The organism is Rhodanobacter sp. UC4448_H15 (genome assembly GCF_052978265.1).
In genome coordinates this window covers 2,886,889-2,907,104 of record NZ_CM129665.1, presented here as the reverse complement: position 1 = coordinate 2,907,104, position 20,216 = coordinate 2,886,889, and the positions used below count along the sequence as shown (strand labels likewise).

Here is a 20,216-nt window from a genome sequence, read left to right as displayed (position 1 = left end):
CTCGCCGACCAGGAAACCCCCGTGTACGTGCAGAACGCCAATCTCCCCGACCGCAAGCCGGTGACCGTGCCGGGCCTGCGCGCGATGAAGGCGCAAGGCCAGCGCATCACCATGCTGACGGCCTACGACGCCAGCTTCGCCTGGCAACTGGAAGCGGCGGGCATCGACGTGGCGCTGGTCGGCGATTCGCTCGGCATGGTGGTGCAAGGACACGCCAGCACCTTGCCGGTGACACTCGACCAGATGGTCTACCACACCGCAGCCGTGGCGCGCGGATTGTCCGCCACCTTGCTGGTGGCCGACCTGCCGTTCATGGCCGATCGCGACGTCGCCCACGTGCTCGCGGCCGGTGCGCGGCTGGTCGGTGAAGCGGGTGCGGCGATGGTGAAGCTCGAAGGCGCCGCCGCGCACGTGCTGGAGGGCATCGCCGCGCTGACCGCGCGGGCCATGCCGGTATGCGCGCATCTGGGACTGACCCCGCAATCCGTGCACCGCTTCGGCGGTTTCCGCGTCCAGGGCCGGGAACAGGCCGCGGCGGATCAACTGGTGGCCGACGCGTTGGCGGTGCAGGCGGCGGGCGCGCAATTGCTGGTGATGGAGGGCGTGCCGGTCGAACTGGGCCGGCGCGTGACCGCGGCGGTGGAGATCCCGGTGATCGGCATCGGCGCCGGCCCGCATTGCGATGGCCAGGTGCTGGTGATCCACGACATGCTCGGCGTCACGCCCGGCAAGCGCCCCAAGTTCAGCAAGGATTTTCTCGCCGGCCGCGATTCTGTGGCAGCGGCGATCCGCGCCTATGCGGACGACGTGCGCAGCGGTGCCTTTCCGGCGCCGGAACATTGTTTCAACTGAGCTGACGAGTTTCCACCATGCAAACGGTTCAGGATGCGCCGGCGTTGCGCGCCGCGGTTCGCGGCTGGCGCAGCAAGGGCCAGACGGTCGGCTTCGTGCCGACCATGGGCAATCTGCACGCCGGCCACCAGTCGCTGGTGCGGCTGGCGCGGGCGCGTGCCGATCGGGTGGTGGCGAGCGTGTTCGTCAATCCGACCCAGTTCGGCCCCGGCGAGGATTTCGAGCGCTACCCGCGCACCCTGGTGCACGACCAGGCGGCGCTGGCCGATGAAGGTTGCGACCTGCTGTTTGCACCCGAGGTCGCCACGATCTATCCCTACGGCGCCGCGCTCAGCGTGAACCTGCGCGTGCCGCAGGTCACCGCCGTGCTGGAAGGGGCACACCGGCCCGGCCACTTCGACGGTGTGGCCACCGTGGTGTGCAAGCTGTTCAACCTGGTCAATCCGGACCTGGCCGTGTTCGGGCAGAAGGATTTCCAGCAGCTCAAGGTGATCGAGCGCATGGTGCGCGACCTGTCGCTGCCAGTGAAGGTGATCGCCGCGCCCATCGTGCGCGACGACGACGGGTTGGCGCTGAGTTCGCGCAACCAGTACCTTTCGGCGCAGGAGCGTGCGCGGGCGCCGCTGATACACGACACCTTGCTGAAAATGCGCGAATTGCTGGGCCAGGGCCACGCCTGGCGCGCCGTGGAGCAGGTGGCCGAAGCCCAGCTGACCCGCGCCGGCTTCGTGCCCGACTACGCGGCGATCCGCCGGGCCGGGGATCTCGCCGAGCCGGACGATGGCCAGCGTGACGGGCTGGTGGCGCTGATCGCCGCGCGGCTGGGCGGCACCCGGCTGATCGACAACTTGCTGTTGGACTGAGCCGCCCGCACATATCGTGGGCGGGCCGTTGATGTTGCAGCGCAGCGCCATCGGTTCGATAATCGCCGACTTTGCGGAGCACCGCGGGAACAACGTCATGCACCTGAACATGCTCAAGGCCAAGATCCACCGCGCCACGGTGACGCACGCCGAGCTGCACTACGAAGGCTCGATCGCGATCGACGGCTTGCTGCTGGATGCGTCGGGCATCCGCGAGTACGAGCAGATCCACGCGTGGAACGTCAACAACGGCAAGCGCTTCGTCACCTACGCGCTGCGCGCCGAGGAAGGCTCGGGGATCATCTCGGTGAACGGCAGTGCCGCGCATCGGGCCAAGCCCGGCGACATCGTCATCATTGCCGCCTTCGCCCAGCTGAACGAGGCGGAGCTGGAGAAATTCCAGCCCACCTGCGTGTACATCGCCGCCGGTGAAGGGAACCACATCAGCCACACCAACCGCTCGATCCCCAAGCAGATGGCCGCTGCCTGACGGTCGGGCCCGGGCTTGCCGGCGGCGCCGTCGCCGGCTTGACCGCGGGATTCAGCCGGCGCGCCGTTTGGCCGCTTGCTGCGCCAGCGCCCAGGCGACGTGTTCGCGCACCAGCGGCGAGGCATCGTCGGCGCGGCTGGCGAGGGCGGCGTCGACCGAGTCGCCGGGAGGCGCGTTGCCCAGCGCCACGGCGATATTGCGCAGCCAGCCTTCGTAGCCGGTGCGGCGGATCGCCATGCCTTCGGTACGTTTGAGAAACTCCTCCTCGCTCCAGCCGAACAGCTCGACCAGCTTCGCGCCGTCCAGGCTGTGCCGCGGCGCGAAATCCGCCTCGGTGGCGACCTGCGCGAACTTGTTCCAGGGGCATACCAGCTGGCAGTCGTCGCAACCGAAGATGCGGTTGCCCATCGGCGCGCGCAGCTCTTCGGGAATGCTGCCCTTGAGCTCGATCGTGAGATACGAAATGCAGCGTTTGGCGTCGAGCTGGTACGGCCCGGTGATTGCCTGGGTCGGGCACACCTCGATGCAGCGCGTGCAGGTGCCGCAGTGCGCGCTGGCCGGTTCATCCACCGGTAGCGGCAGGTCGGTGTACAGCTCGCCGAGGAAGAAGTACGAGCCGGCATGACGGTTGATCAGCACGGTGTGCTTGCCGATCCAGCCCAGCCCCGAGTTGCGCGCCAGCGCTTTTTCCATCACCGGCGCGGAATCGACATAGGCGCGATGGCCGAACTCGCCCACCGCGGCGCGGATGCGCTCGGCCAATTTCTGCAGGCGGTTGCGCATCAGCTTGTGATAGTCGCGGCCCAGCGCGTAACGCGAGACGTAGCCGGCTTCGCCGTCGCCGAGCACGTCCCAGGCGTTGGCGGTGCCGGGTGGGGCGTAATCCATGCGCACCGAGATGACGCGTTGCGTGCCCGGTTCCAGTTCAGCCGGGCGGGTGCGCTTGCTGCCGTGTCTGGCCATGTACTCCATCTCGCCGTGCCGGCCGGCATCGAGCCAGTGCTGCAGATGCCGCTCATCCTCGGCGAGGTCGACACCGCTGATGCCGGTCTCGGCAAACCCCAGTTCGCGCGCCCAGCGCTTGATGTCGCGGGCGAGCGCGGCGTAATCGGGTGAGGCGGAAGCGGACGACACGGACATCCGCATAGTCTAGTCGCACCCCTATAATTCGCCGCATGTCCGAACCTTCGCCCCGCGACCTGTACACCGTCGACGACATGCGGCGGATCGATCGCGCCGCGCTGGATGCACTGGGCATCTCCGGCAGCGAGTTGATGCGCCGTGCCGCCAGCGACGCCCTGCGCAGCCTGCACCGGCGCTGGCCGCAGGCGCGCAGGCTTCGCGTGCATTGCGGCCCGGGCAACAACGGCGGCGATGGCTTCCTGCTTGGCGTGCTGGCGCGCGAAGCGGGCCTGCAGGTCGACATGGTGGCGCTGGCCGACACGTCGCGCGGCGATGCCGCATCGGCGCGTGCCGCGTGGGTGGACGCCGGCGGTGCAGTGCATGCCGTCGACGCACTGCACGAATTGCCGGAGCCCGACGTGCAGGTGGATGCGCTGTACGGCATCGGCTTGAACCGCGCGCCCGAGCCGGCTGCCGCGGCGCTGATCGAACGCATCAACGGCAGCGGCATCCCCGTCCTGGCGCTCGACGTGCCGTCCGGGCTGGACGCCGACAGCGGGCAGTGCCCCGGTGCCGCGATCCGCGCGGATCTCACGGTCACTTTCATCGCCGACAAGCGCGGCCTGCACACCGGTCGCGCGGCCGACTGCACGGGCGTGCTGGAGCTGGCGACGCTGGGCGTGCCGGCCAGTGCGTTTGCGCAGGTGGCGCCGGACGCGCATCTGCTTGTTGCCGCGAGCCTGCCGCCGCGCCGTCGCTATGCCAACAAGGGCAATTATGGCCATGTGCTGGTGATCGGTGGCGGGCAGGGCATGGCCGGCGCCGTGCACCTGGCCGGCGCGGCGGCACTGCGCGCCGGTGCCGGCCTGGTCAGCGTCGCCACGCATGCCGAACACGTGGGCGCGCTCAACGCCGCGCGACCGGAATTGATGGCCCACGGCGTGGACGGCCCGCAGGCGCTGCGGCCGCTGCTGGAGCGTGCCGACACGCTGGCGCTCGGCCCGGGGCTCGGCCAGTCCGCGTGGTCGCATGCGCTGTGGCTGACCGCGCTGGATGCCCGCAAGCCGCTGGTGCTCGACGCCGACGGCCTCAACCTGCTGGCGAAGGAGCCTCGGCGATTCACCGCGCCGACCGTGCTGACACCGCATCCGGGCGAGGCGGCGCGATTGCTCGGCCGTTCCGTGGAGGCGGTCGAGCGTGACCGTTTCGCGGCCGCGCGCGAGCTGGCCGCGCGCTTCGATGCCGTCGTGGTGCTGAAGGGCGCCGGCAGCCTGGTGGCCGATCCGAATGGACGTCTGGACGTCTGTCCGTGGGGCAACCCCGGCATGGCATCCGGCGGCATGGGCGACCTGCTCACCGGCATCGTCGCGGCGATGCTCGCGCAAGGCTGCGACGCCTGGCAGGCGGCACGCCTCGGCGTCGGCCTGCATGCGCGGGCCGGCGACCTCGCCGCATGCGAGGGCGAGCGCGGCTTGCTGGCCAGTGACCTGCTGCTGCCGCTGCGGCGGCTCGGCAATGCCGTTCCCTGTGAAACCGACGAATGAACGGGACCATGTCCAACGAGCTTTCCCGCAGCTTGCCGGACGAGGCCGCGACCGCCGCACTGGCGCAACGCGTGGTCGGCCTGCTGGATCACGGCCTGGTGGTCTACCTGCATGGCCCGCTCGGCGCCGGCAAGACCAGTTTCGCCCGGGCCCTGCTGCTGGCGCTGGGCGTGGGCGAGCGGGTCAAGAGCCCGACCTACAGCCTGGTCGAGGGCTATGCGACCGCGCAGCGACCGGCCTGGCATCTCGACCTGTACCGCATTGCCGACCCCGCCGAGCTGGAGTGGCTGGGCCTGGACACGCTGGCCGACCCGGCTGCGCTGGTGCTGGTGGAGTGGCCCGAACGCGGTGCCGGCGCCTTGCCGGCGGCGGATCTCCACGTTCATCTCGATTACGCCGGGACCGGTCGCCAGGCCGTCCTGCGTGCCGATACCGTGCGTGGCGACGAGTTGCTCTCGCGCCTGTCCTGACACTCCAAGTGACTATTTCTGCTTGGGTTTTCTCCGGTCGCCGAATCGGGCAGGGAGCTGTTCGAAATGTGGCACTTGCGGCCGATAACTTGATATCCCCTGATGAATGCACTGCAGGTGGCGGATATTAAAAGGAAAACCCGCTTGCATTCAGATGGCGACTGCGTTTCAATGCGGCCCATGCGGGGTTATCTGAACAAGCTGGCCGGTTGGGGCGTCGCGGTGATGCTGGCGGCGTTTTTGCCGTGCGCGGCGCAAGCCGCCCAGGTCAAGGACGCCCGCGTCTGGGCAGGTCCGCAGTACACCCGCGTGGTGCTCGATGCGGACGGTCCGCTGCACTACACGATCGCGCAGAAGGACGGCCGGATCGTGGTGGACCTGCGCGACAGTCAGGCTGCGGGCGGCTTCTCCGCGCCGGCGGCACAAGGCTTGTTTCGTGGCATCAGCCATGCGCGTCGCGGCGACGACCTGCAACTGATCGCCACGGTCGATCCCGCCAGCACGCTCAAGAGTTTCGTGCTCAAGCCCACCGCCGGCGAAAATTACCGGCTGGTGCTGGATCTGTACCCGGGCAGCGCGCCGAGCGCCAAGCCGCCGGTCGCCGAGGCGCCCGCTGCCAGCGCGCCGGTCCCGACCGTCAACTACAGCAACCCCACGCGCAGCCGCCGGGTCGCCGCCGAGCAGGCTGCGGCGATGCTCAACGGACAGCGCGCCGTGGTGGTGGCGATCGACGCCGGCCATGGCGGCAAGGACCAGGGCGCCCACGGTCCGGCCGGCACGCTGGAGAAGAACGTCACCCTGGCGGTGGCGCGCGACCTCGCTGCCGAGATCAACCGGCAGCCCGGCATGAAGGCGGTGCTGACTCGCGATGGTGATACCTTCATCCCGCTCAAGCGCCGCTACGAAATCGCCCGCGAGCACAACGCCGACCTGTTCGTGTCGATCCATGCCGACTCCTTCACCAGCGACGACGCCCGCGGCTCGTCGGTGTGGGTGCTGTCGCCGCGCGGCAAGACCAGCATGGCTGCGCGCTGGCTCGCCGACGGGCAGAACCGCGCCGACCTGATCGGCGGCATCAGCCTGGACGACAAGGACGACGGCCTCGCCAAGGTGTTGCTGGACCTGCAGCAGGGCTGGGCGATCCAGGCCAGCGACGAGGTGGCCGGCAATGTGTTGCGCGCGCTGGCCAAGCTCGGCCCGACCCATCGTGGCCATGTCGAGCGCGCCAACTTCGTGGTGCTGCGTTCGCCCGACGTGCCTTCGATCCTGGTGGAGACGGCCTTCATCAGCAACCCGGCCGAAGAGCGCAAGCTGCGCGACCCGTCGCACCAGAAGCTGCTGGCCAACGCGGTGATGTCCGGCGTCAGGAACTATTTCGAATCGACGCCGCCGCCGGGCACCTGGTTCGCCGCGCAGGCGGCCAGGCGCCGCGGTGTGCGCGTGGCAACCGTCGACACGTCCGCCGGCAGCGCCGTCAAGGCGACGGGTGGCGCCGCGGATACGCACAAGGTCGCACGCGGCGAAAGCCTCAGCGGCATCGCGCAGCAATACGGAATCAGCGTGGGCGCGCTCAAGACCGCCAACCAGATCCGCAGCAACATCGTGCAGGCCGGCGCGGTGCTGACGATCCCGTCCGGCTGATCCGTCTTCCGACGGCAGGCTGCTAAAGTCCGCGGATGGCCAACATCCGTGCGCTTCCTCCCGAACTCATCAATCAGATCGCCGCCGGCGAGGTCATCGAGCGGCCGTCCTCGGTGGTCAAGGAACTGGTCGAGAACAGCCTCGACGCCGGCGCCACGCGCATCGAGGTGGACATCGAGGCTGGCGGTGCGCGGTTGATCCGCGTTCGCGACGACGGCGGCGGCATCGCGCTGGACGACCTGCCGCTGGCGGTGGCCTCGCATGCCACCAGCAAGATCGGCAGCTTCGACGATCTCGAACACGTCGCCAGCATGGGTTTTCGCGGCGAGGCGCTGGCCTCGGTGTCGTCGGTGTCGCGCTTCGCGCTGGTCTCGCGCACCGCCGGCCAGGAGGCCGCCTTCCGTATCGAGGTCGATGGCGGCCGGTTGCAGGCCGCACGCCCGGCGCAGCACCCACCGGGCACCAGCGTGGAGGTGCGCGACCTGTTCTACAACGTGCCGGCGCGCAAGAAATTCATGCGCGCCGAGCGCACCGAATTCGCGCACATCGACGATCTGCTGAAGTCGCTGTCGCTGGCGCGCAGTTCGGTGGAGTTTCGACTCAGCCACAACGGCAAGCCGGTGCGCGTGTGGAAGGCGGCGCGCGACGAACAGGCCGCGCTGCAGCGCGTGGCCGAAGTGCTCGGCGCGGAATTCCCGCAACGCAGCCTGCGCGTCGAGCACGCCGCCGCCGGCTTGCAGTTGTCCGGCTGGGTCGGCTTGCCGACCGCGTCGCGGGCGCAGGCCGATGCGCAGTATTTCTACGTCAACGGGCGCCTGGTGCGTGATCGCATCGTCGCCCACGCCGTGCGCCAGGCGTATGCCGACGTGCTGTTCCACGGTCGCCACGCCGCCTTCGTGCTGTACCTCGAACTCGACCCGGCCGGGGTCGACGTGAACGTGCACCCGGCCAAGCACGAGGTGCGTTTCCGCGAGCAGCGGCTGGTGCACGATTTCCTGTTCCGCACCCTGCACGAGGCACTGGCGCAGACGCGCGCGGGGCAGGTGGCGTCGCCCGCGCACGAGGCCGAGGGCGGCCTGCGCATGGCCGCAGCCGCACCGATGCCGATGCCGGCGGCATGGCCGGCCAGCGCGAGCCAGAGCCGGCTGTCGCTGGGCGTGCGCGACGAGCCGCTGGCCGATTACGCCGCGCTGCTTGGCACCGCCGCCAACGCGGTGCCGATGCCCGAGCCCGAACCCGGCGAGGCGCCGCCGCTGGGTTTCGCGATTGCCCAGCTGAAGAACATCTACATCCTCGCCGAGAACGCTGCCGGGCTGGTGCTGGTGGACATGCATGCGGCGCACGAGCGGATCACTTACGAGAAGCTCAAGGCCGGTCGCGTGTGCAGCAACCTGCGTTCGCAGTTGCTGCTGGTGCCGCTCGGCATCGCGGTGAGCGCAAGGGAGGCCGCCGCCGCCGAGGAACATGCCGACGCGCTGGCCGAGTGGGGCCTGGAGCTTTCGCGCAGCGGCCCGTCGGGCGTCGTGGTGCGGCGCATCCCCGCGCTGCTCGACGGGGCCGACGTGGCGCAACTGGCCCGCGACGTGCTGGCCGAACTGGCCCAGCACGGCAGCTCGCGCCGCCTGCAGGAGCTGGAGAACGAACTGCTTTCCACCATGGCCTGCCACGGCTCGGTGCGCGCGGGGCGCCGCCTGACCCTGCCGGAAATGAACGCGCTGCTGCGCGAGATGGAAGAGACCGAGCGCTCCGGCCAGTGCAATCACGGGCGGCCAACGTGGGCGCAGTTGTCTTTGGGCGAGTTGGACAAGTTGTTCATGCGGGGGCGGTGAGAGCCGGGGTTGGGGATTCGCGGGAGCAAGGGCGCTGCGCGTCACGCCGGGGCTCGGGGCCGTTTCGGACGGCGGCTTGCCGACGGCGCGCGCTGCTGCGCATACTCGATGCTTTCACCGATGCGGGATCGTCCCCATGTTGCGTACCGCCGCCTTCGTCCTTGCCATGCTTTCCGGAGTTGCCACCGTGTCTGCCGCCGATGTCCCGTCACCCAGCGCCACCTACACGCAGCAGATCGAGCAATGGCGCGCCGCCCGCGTGGCGCGGCTCACCGCGCCGACGGGATGGCTCAGCCTGATCGGGCTGGAATGGTTGAACGAGGGCGCCAACCGCGTGGGCTGCGCCGCCGACAACGACATCGTGCTGAAGGCCGGTCCCGCGCACCTGGGTACGGTGACGCTGGCGCCGGATGGCGGCTTGCACCTGGCGCTCGACCCGGCCAGCGGCGCCACCGTCGACGGCAAGGCCGTGACCGAAGCCGCGCTGGTCGACGACATGCACGCCGCCGCCGATGCCGATCCCACCACCGTGCGTTTCGGCAAGGCCAGCTTCTACGTGATCGAGCGCGATGGCCGCAAGGCATTGCGGGTGAAGGACGAGGACGCCGAGTCGCGCCGGCATTTTCTCGGCATCGACTATTTCCCGATCGACGACGCCTGGCGCATCGAGGCCGACTGGGTCCCGTTCACGCCACCGCACGACCTGGCGATGGGCTCGGTGATCGGCACCATCGACACGGTCAAGGTGCCCGGCAAGGCGGTGTTCCAGCGCGACGGCCACACCTTCGAGCTGTTGCCGTACCAGGAGGAACCGGGCGGCGAGCTGTTCTTCGTGCTGGCCGATCGCACCTCCGGCAAGGAAACCTACGGCGCCGCGCGTTTCCTCTACGCCGCGCTGCCTGCCGGCGGTCTCGACCATCCGGGCAAGGTGGTGCTGGATTTCAACAAGGCCTACAACCCGCCCTGCGCGTTCACCTCGTTCGCGACTTGTCCGCTGGCGCCACCGGAGAACCGGCTGGACGTCGCCATCACCGCCGGCGAAAAGAAATACCGCGGCGGGCACTGACCCGTAACTTTGTCGGGGGGCTCATTGCCCCTTGAACGCGGCCTTGCGCTTCTCCAGGAACGCGCGCGTCCCCTCGCGCATGTCCTCGGTGGAGAACATCAGCGCGAAACCCTGCGTCTCGAATTCCAGCCCCTGGTCGAGCGACGTCTCGCCACCTTGCAGCACGGCATCGAGGATGCCGGCGGCGGCCAGCGGCGCGGCGGCGGCGAGCTGGTCGACCAGCGCTTCCACGGTTTCGTCCAGCGCCTCGGGTGCCACCACGCGGTTGATGATGCCCAGTTCGTACGCGCGTTGCGCGTTGACCGGGGTGCCGGTGAGGCACAGTTCCAGCGCGGCGCTGCGCCCGGCCAGGCGCAGCAGGCGCTGGGTGCCGCCGAAGCCGGGGATCAGGCCGAGGTTGATTTCCGGCTGGCCGAACTTCGCCTTTTCGCTGGCCACGCGCAGGTGACAGGCCATCGCCAGCTCCATGCCGCCGCCCAGCGCGAAACCCTGCACGCGCGCGATCACCGGTTTGCCCAGCCGTTCGATGCTGCTCATCAGGCGCTGCCCGGCGCGCGAGAACGCCTGCGCCTGCACGCTGCTGCAGCCGCTCATCTCGCTGATGTCGGCGCCGGCCACGAACGCCTTTTCGCCGGCGCCGGCGAGCACCACCACGCGCACGGCGTCGTCCTGCGCGGCCTGGGCAAAGGCCAGCGTCAGCTCGTTGAGCGTCTGCCGATCCAGCGCATTGAGCTTGTCGGGGCGGTTCACTACGATCGTGCGCACCGCACCGCGGTTGTCGAGTTCCAGATTGCGATAGGCCATGGCCGGTTCCTGTGAGTGCAGGCCGCCGATGGTAGCAGCGGGAACCTTTGCCGATGGCGGGGTTCTCAACTCGCGTATGCATCAGCGGCACGCGTGCGGGGCCGCGATACCTCACCATGGCGGGCATGGATTCGATGGCGAAAGGCGTGACACATCTGGCGGCGTGGCTGCTGATCGGCGTGTTGCCGGGTGGCATGCTGCCGGCGCATGCGGCACAGGCTGGCGCGCCCGCGCAAGCCGCCAGCACGGCGAAACCCGACAAGGTCAAGTTGTCCTATGCGATCGGCTACCAGATCGGCAGCCGCTTCGCCGGCGGCTCGCCCGAGGTGGATCTGTCCACCCTGCAGCGCGCGATCGCGGACGCCTACGCGCGTCACCAGCCGCGCGTGCCGATTGGCGAGATGCAGGCGCAATTGCAACGCCTGCAGCAACAGATGCACAGCGACGCCCTGGCCGAGTTCAAGCGCATCGCTGCGGCGAACGCGAGCAAGAGCGCGGCGTTCATGGCGGAAAACCGCAAGAAGCCGGGCGTGGTGCAGCTGCCTTCCGGCATCCAGTACGCGGTGGTGCACCAGGGTAGCGGCACGGTGCACCCGAGCCTGACCAGCACGGTGGTGGTGAACTACCGCGGCATGCTGGTGGACGGTACCGAGTTCGACAGCACCTGGGCGCATGGCGCGCCAGCGACGATCGCGGTCGACCAGGTCATTCCCGGTTGGCGCGACGTGCTCCCGCGCATGCGCGTGGGCGATCGCTGGAAGGTGGTGATCCCCTCGCGGCTCGCATACGGCGAGGAGGGCGCGCTGCCGCGCATCGGGCCCAACGAGGCGCTGCAGTTCGTGATCGAACTGATCGAGATCAAGCCGCCGCGGGGCTGAGGGGCTGAATCCGGCCGGTGCTAACATGCGCCGACATGCCGAACGATCCCGCGCCGCAGCCAGTTCCGCCCCTGACTCCCTGTACCGGCGTGTGCCGACTGGACAGCCACGGCTACTGCATCGGCTGCCGCCGCAGCGGCGAGGAAATCGGCCGCTGGCGCGCGATGAGCGATCCCGAACGCCGCCACGTGATGGACGTGCTGCTGCCCGGTCGCCGGCCATGATGGATACCCTGGTGCAGGCGCTGCGGCCCTTGTCCGCGCCGCCCGAAGGTCCGGCCTGGAACCACGCCGAGGTGAACGAATGGCTCGGCGACCAGGCGCGCCTGCCGGCCGCCGTGCTGCTCGGCATCCGCGAAGGCGTGCAGCCGCGGCTGGTGTTTACCGTGCGCGACGCGCGCCTGCCGGCACATGCCGGCCAGGTGGCGTTTCCGGGCGGGCGCAGCGAGCCGCGGGATGCCGATGCCGTGGATACCGCGCTGCGCGAGAGCGAGGAGGAGATCGGCCTGAGTCGCGCGCTGGTGAAGCCGCTGGGTTTCCTCGATCGCTTCGAGACGATCAGCGGCTACAGCGTCACGCCGGTGGTGGCGAGCATCGCGGCCGAGGCCCGCCTGTATCCGTCGCCCGATGAAGTGGCCGAGGTGTTCGAGGTGCCGCTGACGTTCCTGTTCGACCCGGCCAACCTGCGTCGCTACACGATGGAGTTCCGTGGGCAGCAGCGGCCGATGGTGGAATTCGTCCACGCCGGACACCGCATCTGGGGCGCCACCGCCGCGATGCTTTGCAACCTGCTGGAGAGGATGGACCGCACATGAGCCTGAAAACTACCCTGATCGACGTCGACGCGTTGGCCGCGCTGACGCCACGCGACGTACTGATCGTGGATTGCCGCTTCGAGCTTTCCAACCCCGCTGGCGGCGCGCGTGATTACGCGCAGGGCCATGTGCCCGGCGCAATCTACGCCAGTCTCGATCGCGACCTGTCCGACCTGTCGCGCCAGGCCGAAGGTCTGGGCCGCCACCCGCTGCCGCTGGAGGCGGCGTTCAGCGCATTGCTGTCGCGCTGGGGCTGGCGCGACGGCATGCAGGTGGTGGCCTATGACGCCGCCGGCGGCGCGCTGGCGGCCGCGCGGCTTTGGTGGCTGCTGCGCCTGACGGGCATTCCCGCCGCGGTGCTGGATGGCGGCTGGGCCGCCTGGACGGCGGCGGGGAAGCCCGTCGAACGCGGCGAGCCCGCGCCGCGACCGTCCAGCGATGTTTCGCTGCGCTACGACGCCAGCCAGCTGCTGCTCGATCACCGGGCCGTCGCCGATGGCGCCTCGGGCCAACTGCTGGACGCGCGCGGCGCGCCGCGCTACCGCGGGGATACCGAGCCGCTGGACCGCGCCGCCGGCCACGTTCCCGGCGCGCTGAACCGCCCGTTCGCCGACAACCTCGATGCCAATGGCCACTTCAAGCCGGCGGTGCAGTTGCGTGCCGAGTTCACCGCCGTGCTCGGTGCCACCGAACCCTCGCAGGTGGTGCACATGTGCGGCTCCGGGGTCACCGCCTGCCACAACCTGCTGGCGATGGAACACGCCGGCCTGCACGGCTCGCGGCTGTACGCGCCATCGTGGAGCGGCTGGGTCAGCGACCCGTCGCGACCAGTGGCAACAGGCGAGGCGTGAGCGGAGAGGAGTGAGCAAAGAGAGTGGAAGCGGATGCTCGACCTCACTCCTCACTCCTCTTTACTCACTTCTCGCTCTTGCTCTTCAGCCGCGCCACCAGCGCCTGCAAGGTGGCCTGCGTCTCCGGGTGGAAGAACGCTTCGACGAAGTCGTCCAGCGGCAACGCGTCCAGGTCGGCGTAGGCGTTGGCGAGATCGGCGCGGGCCAGGCGGCGGGTGGTGAGCATGGCGTGCTTCGGCAGCGCCAGCAGTTCGTCCAGCCAGCGCAGCGCGCGGGTGGTGACCTGTTCGACGGCGGTGGTTTCGTCGACGAAGCCGCAAGCCAGCGCGTCGGCCGATTCGATCATGGCGCCGGCCACCAGCAGGCGCTCGGCGCGGTAGGTGCCGACCACGCGACGCAGCGCCAGCTGGATCGCCTCGGGCACGATCAGGCCGACCTGCACCTCGTTGAGGCCGATCCGGTACGGGCCGTCGGCCATCACCCGGTAGTCGCAGAACAGCGCCAGCACCGCGCCGCCGGCCGGACTGTGACCGGTGATCGCCGCGACCAGCGGGATCGGTGCGCGCGCCAGCGCGCCGCACAGGGCGAAAAATTCCCGCCAGTATTCGCGAACCCCGGCGCGGTCGCGCTGCAGCAGGGCGGGCACGTCGACGCCGGCGGAGAACAGGCCGGGCGCGCCGGACAGCACGATGCCGGGCACGTCGTCGCGCACGCTGTCGTCGATCGCCTTGCGCAGCGCCTGCAGCAGTTCCAGGTTCAGCGCGTTGACCGGCGGGCGGGCGAGCTGGATTTCACGGATGGCATGGTCGTGCGTGATGAGGTTGAGCATGATCGACTCCGTTCGGTTACTGCGGCTGTTGGTCGGCGGTCCAGCTGTAGCGCACGGCATAGCTCAGCGTGGCCTTGCCGTTGGCGGGCACTTCTACCCGGAACTCGAGCGTGTCGGCGTCCTGCTGCGCGGGCTTGCTGCTGGAGGAGACCAGCTTCCACTCGCGCCAGCGCGAGGGATGCTCGCGTACCGTCACGGTACGCGCGCTGTCGCCGGCATTGCTGAGCTCGATGCGGAAGGCCTCGTCGAGGGTGCGGCCGTCCTTGTCGACGTGGAAGCTGGTGCGCGTGCGTTCGGCACGCAGGTCGAACGGCGTGCCCAGGGTGATCGTGGCGTCGCTGCCCTTGGGCGTGTCGTTGATGCGGCCTTCACCGATGAACTGCGGCACGCCGTGGCGGTCGTGTTGGAGCACGCGCAGGTAACCGGCGGGCAGGCTGTCGAAGGCCTTCAGTTGCAGCGTGCTGACGATGGCGCCGACGCCTTGCTGGAAGTCGCGCTGGATGACAGGCTGCTGCGGCTCGAAGGCATTGCCGTTCTCCAGCAAGGTGGTGCGCTCGCAATCCATCGTGCGCGTGGCATACAGCGGCACCTGGCTGACGCTGCCGTCGGGCAGGCTCACCTTGTCGGGCAGGGTGAAGCTGCGGTAATCGCCCAGGCTGTCCTGCTGCGGCATCGCCTCGGCCTTGGCGCTGTAGCCGCGCGCCATCGCCATCATCGGGCGCGGGCCGGAATCCCTGGCCATGTTCGGCTCGCCGGCGATCAGGGTGAGCTGGGCGTCTTGCCAGTCGCGCCCGCTGCGGTTGGCGATGCTGGCGCGCGATTCGAACTGCATGCGACAGGCATTGCCCGGCTGCAGCGTCGCCACATACGCAGCGCGCCAACCCAGGCCGGCGGTGGGATAGCTGAGCACGGCGCGCGCCCGGCCGGCGCGCGCGACGTCCACGCGCAGGCTGAGGCTGGAGCCAAGCGGGAAGCTGCCGCCGTTGCTGCGCACCGCCGCGTAATCGCGCACCAGCGTGGTGCCGCTGACGCCGCTGACGCCGCGGACCAGCAGGCCGTTGCCGGCACGCAGCAACGTGCCGTTGGCCAGCGATTCGCCGTTGCTGCCCAGCACGTTGACCTCCTGTCCGACCAGACCGGACAACGCGCCGTCGTTGCCTTGCGCCAGCAACAGCCGCTGCGAGATCACCGTGGCATCGTTGTCGGGAAAGGCCAGCGCCATCGCCTCGGCGTCCAGCGCATTCGGCAAGTTGCCGATGGTCACGTCGTGGGTGCCCGCGGCCAGGGTCAGCGCGCGCTGTTCGCGCACTACCGCGTAGCCCGCGTCGACGTCGCCGCCCTGGCTGGCATACAGGGAGGGGTTGTCGCTGCGGTACAAGCTCAGTGCCGTGCTGTCGGCCGTCTGCGCGTTGGCAGTGCCGGCCAGGGCGGTGAAACAGGCGAAGGCGAGGAGGTGGCGGGCTGTCGTCATGGTGCATTCCATGGTGGGGACCGAACGGCCATCATAACGATCACGCGTGCAGCGCGCGTCGGCGGGGTGCGCGTGCGATCAGAACCGTTCAAGAACCGGCGGTCCGGATTCCCTATCGTGTCGGGAGCTTTCCCGCGAGTGACCGAGCATGCCCGCCTCCCCGACCGTCACCATCGCGCCCGCCCGCCTGCCGGAGGACATCGGGAGCGTGCGCCAACTGTTCACGGAATATGTCGACAGCCTCGGCGTCGATCTTTCCTTTCAGAATGTGGCCACGGAACTGGCGCAACTGCCCGGCAAGTACGCGCCACCAGGCGGCGTGATCCTGCTCGCGCGCGACAGTGCGGGAGCCACGCCGGGTTGCGTGGCCTTGCGCCCATGGCCGCAGCCTGGCGTGTGCGAGATCAAGCGCCTCTACGTGCGCCCGGCGGCGCGCGGGCAGGCGCTGGGGCGGCAACTGGCCGAAGCGGCGATCGCGTGGGCCGCGCGAGCCGGCTATGCGTGCATGCTGCTGGATACGCTGGCGTCGATGGCGGCGGCGCGGCAGCTTTATGTCGCGCTGGGTTTTCATCCGGTGGCGCCGTATTACGACAACCCGCTGCCCGGAACCTTGTACATGGCCCTGGACATCGATCCGCAAGTGGCCCAGGCCGCTCGGAATGCGGCGGGAGTCATGCCGAATGTCCGCGCGAATTCGCGGTTGAGATGAGCCTGGTCGCAGAAGCCTGCGTCGAGCGCCGCGTCGATGATCGGCACCTGGTTCCGCAAGAGGGCCTTGGCCTTGTGCAAGGCCAGCAGGACGTGGAAGTTGTGCAGGCTGGTGCCGGCCTGGCGGCGGAACGTGCGCGACAGGTGGCCGGCGGAAATCGCGCACGTGCGCGCGATCATCTCCACGTCGGTGTGCAGCGAAGGTCGTTCGGCCAGCAAGGCCGCGACCCGCGCGACGAGCGCTTCGCGGCCCTCGTCGCTGTTCGCGGCGGGCTGCTCGAAGCGCGAGACAAAGGACCAGCCACCGCCATCCACCGGTTCGAAGCGGTGGATCACACCCGCCGGCACCACGACGGTATCGCCGGCGACCACGTCTCTGCAGGTATCGGGGAAGCGCAGTCGTGCCCGTCCCGCCAACATCCGCACGACTTCGTCGCCGGCATGAAAATGCAGCCGGAAGCGCCAGGCATGGCGCGCGCCGGCGATCGTTTCGATCCGATGGGCGCCGGTTGCGCTGACCGTGAAGAAGGTGCGGGCGGCGGCATGCACGGACCGTTTACTCCACCGCGCGGCGGATCGCCTCTGGCAGCGGCACCGGCTTGCCGGTGGCCGGGTCCATCCAGACCATCACCACGTTGCCGTCGCAGTAAAGGGTGTCGGCCCGTTCGGCGTCGATCACCCGGTGCGCGATCGTCATCGAGCTGTTGCCCATGCGCTCGCAGAACAGCTGCACCTGCAACTGCGCGGGCCACGCGATCGGGCGGCGGTAGTTGACCTGGCTGGCGGCCATCACCGGCATGGCGTGCTCGTCGAACCACGGGCCCGGCACATGGCTGAGCCATTGCAGACGCGCCTCTTCCAGGTAGGTGAGGTAGTTGGAATTGTTGACGTGATTGAACGCGTCGAGATCGCGCCAGCGCACGCCGATGGCGGCGACGAACAGCGGCTTGCCCGCGCCGGTGTCCGTGTCGGCTGGCGACGGGTTGGGGGTGCGAGTACTCATGTGGGCTTTTTCTTTCGTCCGCGCATCGGCTTGTACTTGTCGGCCGAGGCAATGTGTTTGGTGGCGGCCTTGACCCGCGTGGTGGTACCCGGCTTTTTCGGCTTGACCGGTTTCAGGTGCGGTGCGAGGAAGTGGCCGGTGTGCGACCCGGTTGTGGCCGCCACGGTCTCCGGCGTGCCGGCGACCAGGATGCGACCGCCGCCGGCGCCGCCTTCGGGGCCGAGGTCGACCACCCAGTCGGCGGTCTTGATCACATCCAGGTTGTGCTCGATCACCACCACGGTGTTGCCCTGGTCGACCAGCTGGTGCAGCACGTCGAGCAGCTGCTCGATGTCGTGGAAGTGCAATCCGGTGGTGGGCTCGTCGAGGATGTACAGGGTGTTGCCGGTGTCGCGCTTGCTCAACTCCTTGGACAGCTTCACACGCTGCGCCTCGCCGCCGGACAGCGTGGTCGCGCTCTGGCCGAGCTTGATGTAGTCGAGGCCGACCGCACGCAGGGTGTCGAGCTTGCGCGCGATGGTCGGCACGTTCTCGAACAGCTTCAGCGCGTCTTCCACCGTCATGTCGAGCACGTCGGCGATGGTGTGGCCCTTGTACAGGATCTCCAGCGTCTCGCGGTTGTAGCGCTTGCCGTGGCAGACGTCGCAGGGCACGTAGACGTCGGGCAGGAAGTGCATCTCCACCTTGATCATGCCGTCGCCTTCGCACGCCTCGCAGCGGCCGCCGCGCACGTTGAAGCTGAAGCGGCCTGGCGTGTAGCCGCGCGAGCGCGCCTCCGGTACCTGCGAAAACATGTCGCGCAGCGGGGTGAACAAGCCGGTGTAGGTGGCGGGGTTGGAACGTGGCGTGCGGCCGATCGGCGACTGGTCGATGTCGACCACCTTGTCGAACAGTTCCAGTCCGGTCACCGACTTGAACGGCGCCGGCTGCGCGCTGGCGCCGTTGAGCTCGATCGCGGCGAGGCGGAACAGGGTGTCGTTGACCAGGGTCGACTTGCCCGAACCCGACACGCCGGTGATGCAGGTGAACAGGCCGGCCGGGATCGCCAGGTCGACCTGCTTGAGGTTGTTGCCGCTGGCGCCGTTCAGGTGCAGCCACGCGTCGTCGACAGGCCGGCGGCGTTCCTTCGGCACCTCGATCGCGCGCACGCCGGAGAGGAACTGGCCGGTCACCGAGCGCGGCGAGTCGAGCATGTCCTGCACCGTGCCCTGCGCCACGATCTCGCCGCCGTGCACGCCGGCGCCGGGGCCGATGTCGAGCACGTGGTCGGCCATGCGGATCGCGTCCTCGTCGTGCTCGACCACGATCACCGTGTTGCCGAGGTCGCGCAGGCGCGTGAGCGTGCCGAGCAGGCGCTCGTTGTCGCGCTGGTGCAGGCCGATCGACGGTTCGTCCAGCACGTACATCACGCCGACCAGGCCGGCGCCGATCTGCGAGGCGAGGCGGATGCGTTGCGCCTCGCCGCCGGAGAGCGAATCGGCCTGGCGATCGAGCGTGAGGTAGTTCAGGCCCACGTCGTTGAGGAAGGTCAGCCGCTCGCGGATCTCCTTGACGATCTTCACCGCGATCTCGCCGCGCCAGCCGCTGAGCTTCAACTCCTGGAAGAACGCCAGCGCATCATCGATCGAGCGCGCGGTGAGCGAGGGCAGCGCGTGGTCGGCGACGAACACGTTGCGCGCCGAGCGGTTCAGCCGCTGGCCGGCGCACTCGGGGCAGGGCTGGTCGCTGATGTACTTGGCCAGCTCCTCGCGCACGGCGGCGGATTCGGTTTCCTTGTAGCGTCGTTCCAGGTTCGGCACGATGCCCTCGAACGCGTGCTCGCGGGTGACCTTGCCGCCGCGCTCGGTGATGTAGCGGAAGGCAATCTGTTCCTTGCCGCTGCCGTAGAGAATGGCCTTCTGGACGTCCGCGGGAAGCTTCTGCCACGGCGCGTCGACGTCGAAGCCGTAGTGCGCGGCCAGCGACATGAGCAGCTGGAAATAGTGTGCGTTGCGCCGGTCCCAGCCGCGCACCGCGCCGTTGGCCAGCGACAGCTCCGGGTGGCCGACCACGCGCGCGGCGTCGAACACCTGGGTCACGCCCAGGCCGTCGCAGGCCGGGCAGGCGCCGATCGGCGAGTTGAACGAGAACAGCCGCGGCTCCAGTTCCGGCAGCGAGTAGTCGCAGACCGGGCAGGAATAGCGCGAGGACAGCAGCTGCTCGGGGGCGTCGGTTGCATCCATGTTGGCCAGGATTACCAGCCCGTCGCCGAGCCGCAGCGCGGTCTCGAACGATTCGGCCAGGCGCTGCTTGATGTCCTCGCGCGGGCGGAAGCGATCCACCACCACCTCGATGGTGTGCTTGATGCGCAGCCCCAGCGGCGGTACCGCATCGAGGTCGTACACCGCGCCGTCGACGCGGGCGCGCACGAAACCCTGTGCGCGCAGCTGCTCGAACACCTGCACATGCTCGCCCTTGCGCTCGCGCACCACCGGCGCCAGCAGCATGTAGCGCTGCCCGGGGTCGAGCGCGAGCGTGGCGTCGACCATCTGGCTTACCGTCTGCGCCTCCAGCGGGATGCCGTGGTCGGGGCAGCGCGGCGTGCCCACGCGGGCGTACAGCAGGCGCAGGTAGTCGTACACCTCGGTGATCGTGCCCACGGTGGAGCGCGGGTTGTGCGAGGTGGATTTCTGCTCGATCGAGATCGCCGGCGACAGGCCTTCGATGTGGTCGACGTCGGGCTTTTCCATCATCGACAGGAACTGTCGTGCGTACGCGGAGAGCGACTCCACGTAGCGGCGCTGGCCTTCGGCATAGATGGTGTCGAACGCCAGCGAGGATTTGCCCGAGCCGGACAGGCCGGTAATCACGATCAACTGGTCGCGCGGCAGGTCGAGGTCGATGTTCTTGAGGTTGTGCGTGCGTGCGCCGCGGATGCGAATGGTGTCCATGGACGCCGTATATGGGGGGGACTCATTACTATACCAAGTAGTTTGGATAGT

19 protein-coding genes and 1 pseudogene are annotated in these 20,216 nt (G+C 69.1%); 13 read left to right on the top strand and 7 right to left on the bottom strand.

Annotated elements, in window-relative coordinates:
• The first annotated feature begins 21 nt into the window (after positions 1 to 21).
• The 3 genes from panB (at position 22) to panD (ending at position 2,205) form a co-directional block, all read left to right on the top strand.
• Positions 22 to 852, top strand: coding sequence for a 3-methyl-2-oxobutanoate hydroxymethyltransferase (gene panB / locus ACVCMI_RS13480; protein ID WP_395119557.1), 831 nt, complete (start codon positions 22 to 24; stop codon positions 850 to 852).
• Positions 853 to 869: 17 nt separating this feature from the next.
• Entirely contained in the window at positions 870 to 1,715 is an 846-nt protein-coding gene (panC, locus tag ACVCMI_RS13475) for a pantoate--beta-alanine ligase (protein ID WP_447098474.1), read from the top strand.
• Positions 1,716 to 1,812: 97 nt separating this feature from the next.
• Entirely contained in the window at positions 1,813 to 2,205 is a 393-nt protein-coding gene (panD, locus tag ACVCMI_RS13470; protein ID WP_136258177.1) for an aspartate 1-decarboxylase, read from the top strand.
• A gap of 51 nt (positions 2,206 to 2,256) precedes the next feature.
• Here the strand turns inward: panD and queG are convergent, their stop codons facing one another.
• On the bottom strand, positions 2,257 to 3,339 hold the full coding sequence (gene queG / locus ACVCMI_RS13465) for a tRNA epoxyqueuosine(34) reductase QueG (protein ID WP_447098475.1): 1,083 nt from the start codon (positions 3,337 to 3,339) through the stop codon (positions 2,257 to 2,259).
• 41 nt (positions 3,340 to 3,380) lie between these two features.
• On the opposite strand from queG, the gene ACVCMI_RS13460 reads away from it, so the two are divergent.
• The 5 genes from ACVCMI_RS13460 (at position 3,381) to ACVCMI_RS13440 (ending at position 9,877) form a co-directional block, all read left to right on the top strand.
• Positions 3,381 to 4,871 (top strand): NAD(P)H-hydrate dehydratase, encoded by a 1,491-nt coding sequence (locus ACVCMI_RS13460; RefSeq protein ID WP_447098476.1) that lies wholly within the window; start codon positions 3,381 to 3,383, stop codon positions 4,869 to 4,871.
• An 8-nt stretch (positions 4,872 to 4,879) separates the two neighbouring features.
• Positions 4,880 to 5,341, top strand: a complete 462-nt coding sequence (gene tsaE / locus ACVCMI_RS13455; protein WP_447098477.1) for a tRNA (adenosine(37)-N6)-threonylcarbamoyltransferase complex ATPase subunit type 1 TsaE — start codon at positions 4,880 to 4,882, stop codon at positions 5,339 to 5,341.
• A gap of 180 nt (positions 5,342 to 5,521) precedes the next feature.
• On the top strand, positions 5,522 to 6,982 hold the full coding sequence (locus ACVCMI_RS13450) for an N-acetylmuramoyl-L-alanine amidase (protein WP_447098478.1): 1,461 nt from the start codon (positions 5,522 to 5,524) through the stop codon (positions 6,980 to 6,982).
• A 35-nt stretch (positions 6,983 to 7,017) separates the two neighbouring features.
• Positions 7,018 to 8,811, top strand: a complete 1,794-nt coding sequence (gene mutL / locus ACVCMI_RS13445; protein ID WP_447098479.1) for a DNA mismatch repair endonuclease MutL — start codon at positions 7,018 to 7,020, stop codon at positions 8,809 to 8,811.
• A 136-nt stretch (positions 8,812 to 8,947) separates the two neighbouring features.
• Complete coding sequence (locus ACVCMI_RS13440; RefSeq protein WP_447098480.1) at positions 8,948 to 9,877, top strand: DUF1684 domain-containing protein; 930 nt, start codon at positions 8,948 to 8,950, stop codon at positions 9,875 to 9,877.
• A 21-nt stretch (positions 9,878 to 9,898) separates the two neighbouring features.
• On the opposite strand, the gene ACVCMI_RS13435 is transcribed toward ACVCMI_RS13440, so the two are convergent.
• Positions 9,899 to 10,681, bottom strand: coding sequence for an enoyl-CoA hydratase/isomerase family protein (locus ACVCMI_RS13435; protein WP_447098481.1), 783 nt, complete (start codon positions 10,679 to 10,681; stop codon positions 9,899 to 9,901).
• A 116-nt stretch (positions 10,682 to 10,797) separates the two neighbouring features.
• Between ACVCMI_RS13435 and ACVCMI_RS13430 the strand changes: the two genes are divergently transcribed.
• From ACVCMI_RS13430 to ACVCMI_RS13415, 4 genes are read left to right on the top strand one after another with little or no spacing between them, the layout of a single operon-like run.
• Positions 10,798 to 11,559 carry an FKBP-type peptidyl-prolyl cis-trans isomerase gene (locus tag ACVCMI_RS13430; RefSeq protein ID WP_447098482.1) on the top strand — a complete coding sequence of 254 codons (762 nt, stop codon included), beginning with the start codon at positions 10,798 to 10,800 and terminating at the stop codon, positions 11,557 to 11,559.
• A 35-nt stretch (positions 11,560 to 11,594) separates the two neighbouring features.
• Positions 11,595 to 11,783, top strand: coding sequence for a DUF1289 domain-containing protein (locus ACVCMI_RS13425; RefSeq protein ID WP_395119548.1), 189 nt, complete (start codon positions 11,595 to 11,597; stop codon positions 11,781 to 11,783).
• Positions 11,780 to 12,373 (top strand): NUDIX hydrolase, encoded by a 594-nt coding sequence (locus tag ACVCMI_RS13420; RefSeq protein WP_395119547.1) that lies wholly within the window; start codon positions 11,780 to 11,782, stop codon positions 12,371 to 12,373. The genes ACVCMI_RS13425 and ACVCMI_RS13420 overlap by 4 nt, the downstream gene beginning before the upstream one ends.
• The gene (locus ACVCMI_RS13415; RefSeq protein ID WP_447098483.1) at positions 12,370 to 13,224 is read left to right on the top strand and encodes a sulfurtransferase; all 855 of its coding nucleotides are present in this window, start codon (positions 12,370 to 12,372) and stop codon (positions 13,222 to 13,224) included. Before ACVCMI_RS13420 ends, ACVCMI_RS13415 begins: the two co-directional genes overlap by 4 nt.
• A gap of 64 nt (positions 13,225 to 13,288) precedes the next feature.
• Here the strand turns inward: ACVCMI_RS13415 and ACVCMI_RS13410 are convergent, their stop codons facing one another.
• Both ACVCMI_RS13410 and ACVCMI_RS13405 read right to left on the bottom strand, forming a co-directional pair.
• Positions 13,289 to 14,053, bottom strand: a complete 765-nt coding sequence (locus ACVCMI_RS13410) for an enoyl-CoA hydratase/isomerase family protein (protein WP_447098484.1) — start codon at positions 14,051 to 14,053, stop codon at positions 13,289 to 13,291.
• Between the two features lie 16 nt (positions 14,054 to 14,069).
• Positions 14,070 to 15,524, bottom strand: a complete 1,455-nt coding sequence (locus tag ACVCMI_RS13405) for a DUF4139 domain-containing protein (RefSeq protein WP_447098485.1) — start codon at positions 15,522 to 15,524, stop codon at positions 14,070 to 14,072.
• Between the two features lie 148 nt (positions 15,525 to 15,672).
• On the opposite strand from ACVCMI_RS13405, the gene ACVCMI_RS13400 reads away from it, so the two are divergent.
• Complete coding sequence (locus tag ACVCMI_RS13400) at positions 15,673 to 16,233, top strand: GNAT family N-acetyltransferase (RefSeq protein WP_395119543.1); 561 nt, start codon at positions 15,673 to 15,675, stop codon at positions 16,231 to 16,233.
• On the opposite strand, the pseudogene ACVCMI_RS13395 reads toward ACVCMI_RS13400, so the two are convergent.
• From ACVCMI_RS13395 to uvrA, 3 genes and pseudogenes are all read right to left on the bottom strand, one after another.
• Positions 16,224 to 16,781 (bottom strand): annotated as a pseudogene (locus tag ACVCMI_RS13395) (helix-turn-helix domain-containing protein); the annotation flags it as partial. The gene ACVCMI_RS13400 and the pseudogene ACVCMI_RS13395 overlap by 10 nt on opposite strands.
• A 7-nt stretch (positions 16,782 to 16,788) precedes the next feature.
• Positions 16,789 to 17,235, bottom strand: a complete 447-nt coding sequence (locus ACVCMI_RS13390) for an acyl-CoA thioesterase (protein WP_447098486.1) — start codon at positions 17,233 to 17,235, stop codon at positions 16,789 to 16,791.
• Positions 17,232 to 20,165: an excinuclease ABC subunit UvrA gene (uvrA, locus tag ACVCMI_RS13385; RefSeq protein WP_447098487.1), complete on the bottom strand. Its 2,934-nt coding sequence runs from the start codon at positions 20,163 to 20,165 to the stop codon at positions 17,232 to 17,234. The genes ACVCMI_RS13390 and uvrA overlap by 4 nt, the downstream gene beginning before the upstream one ends.
• Between the last annotated feature and the right edge of the window lie 51 nt (positions 20,166 to 20,216).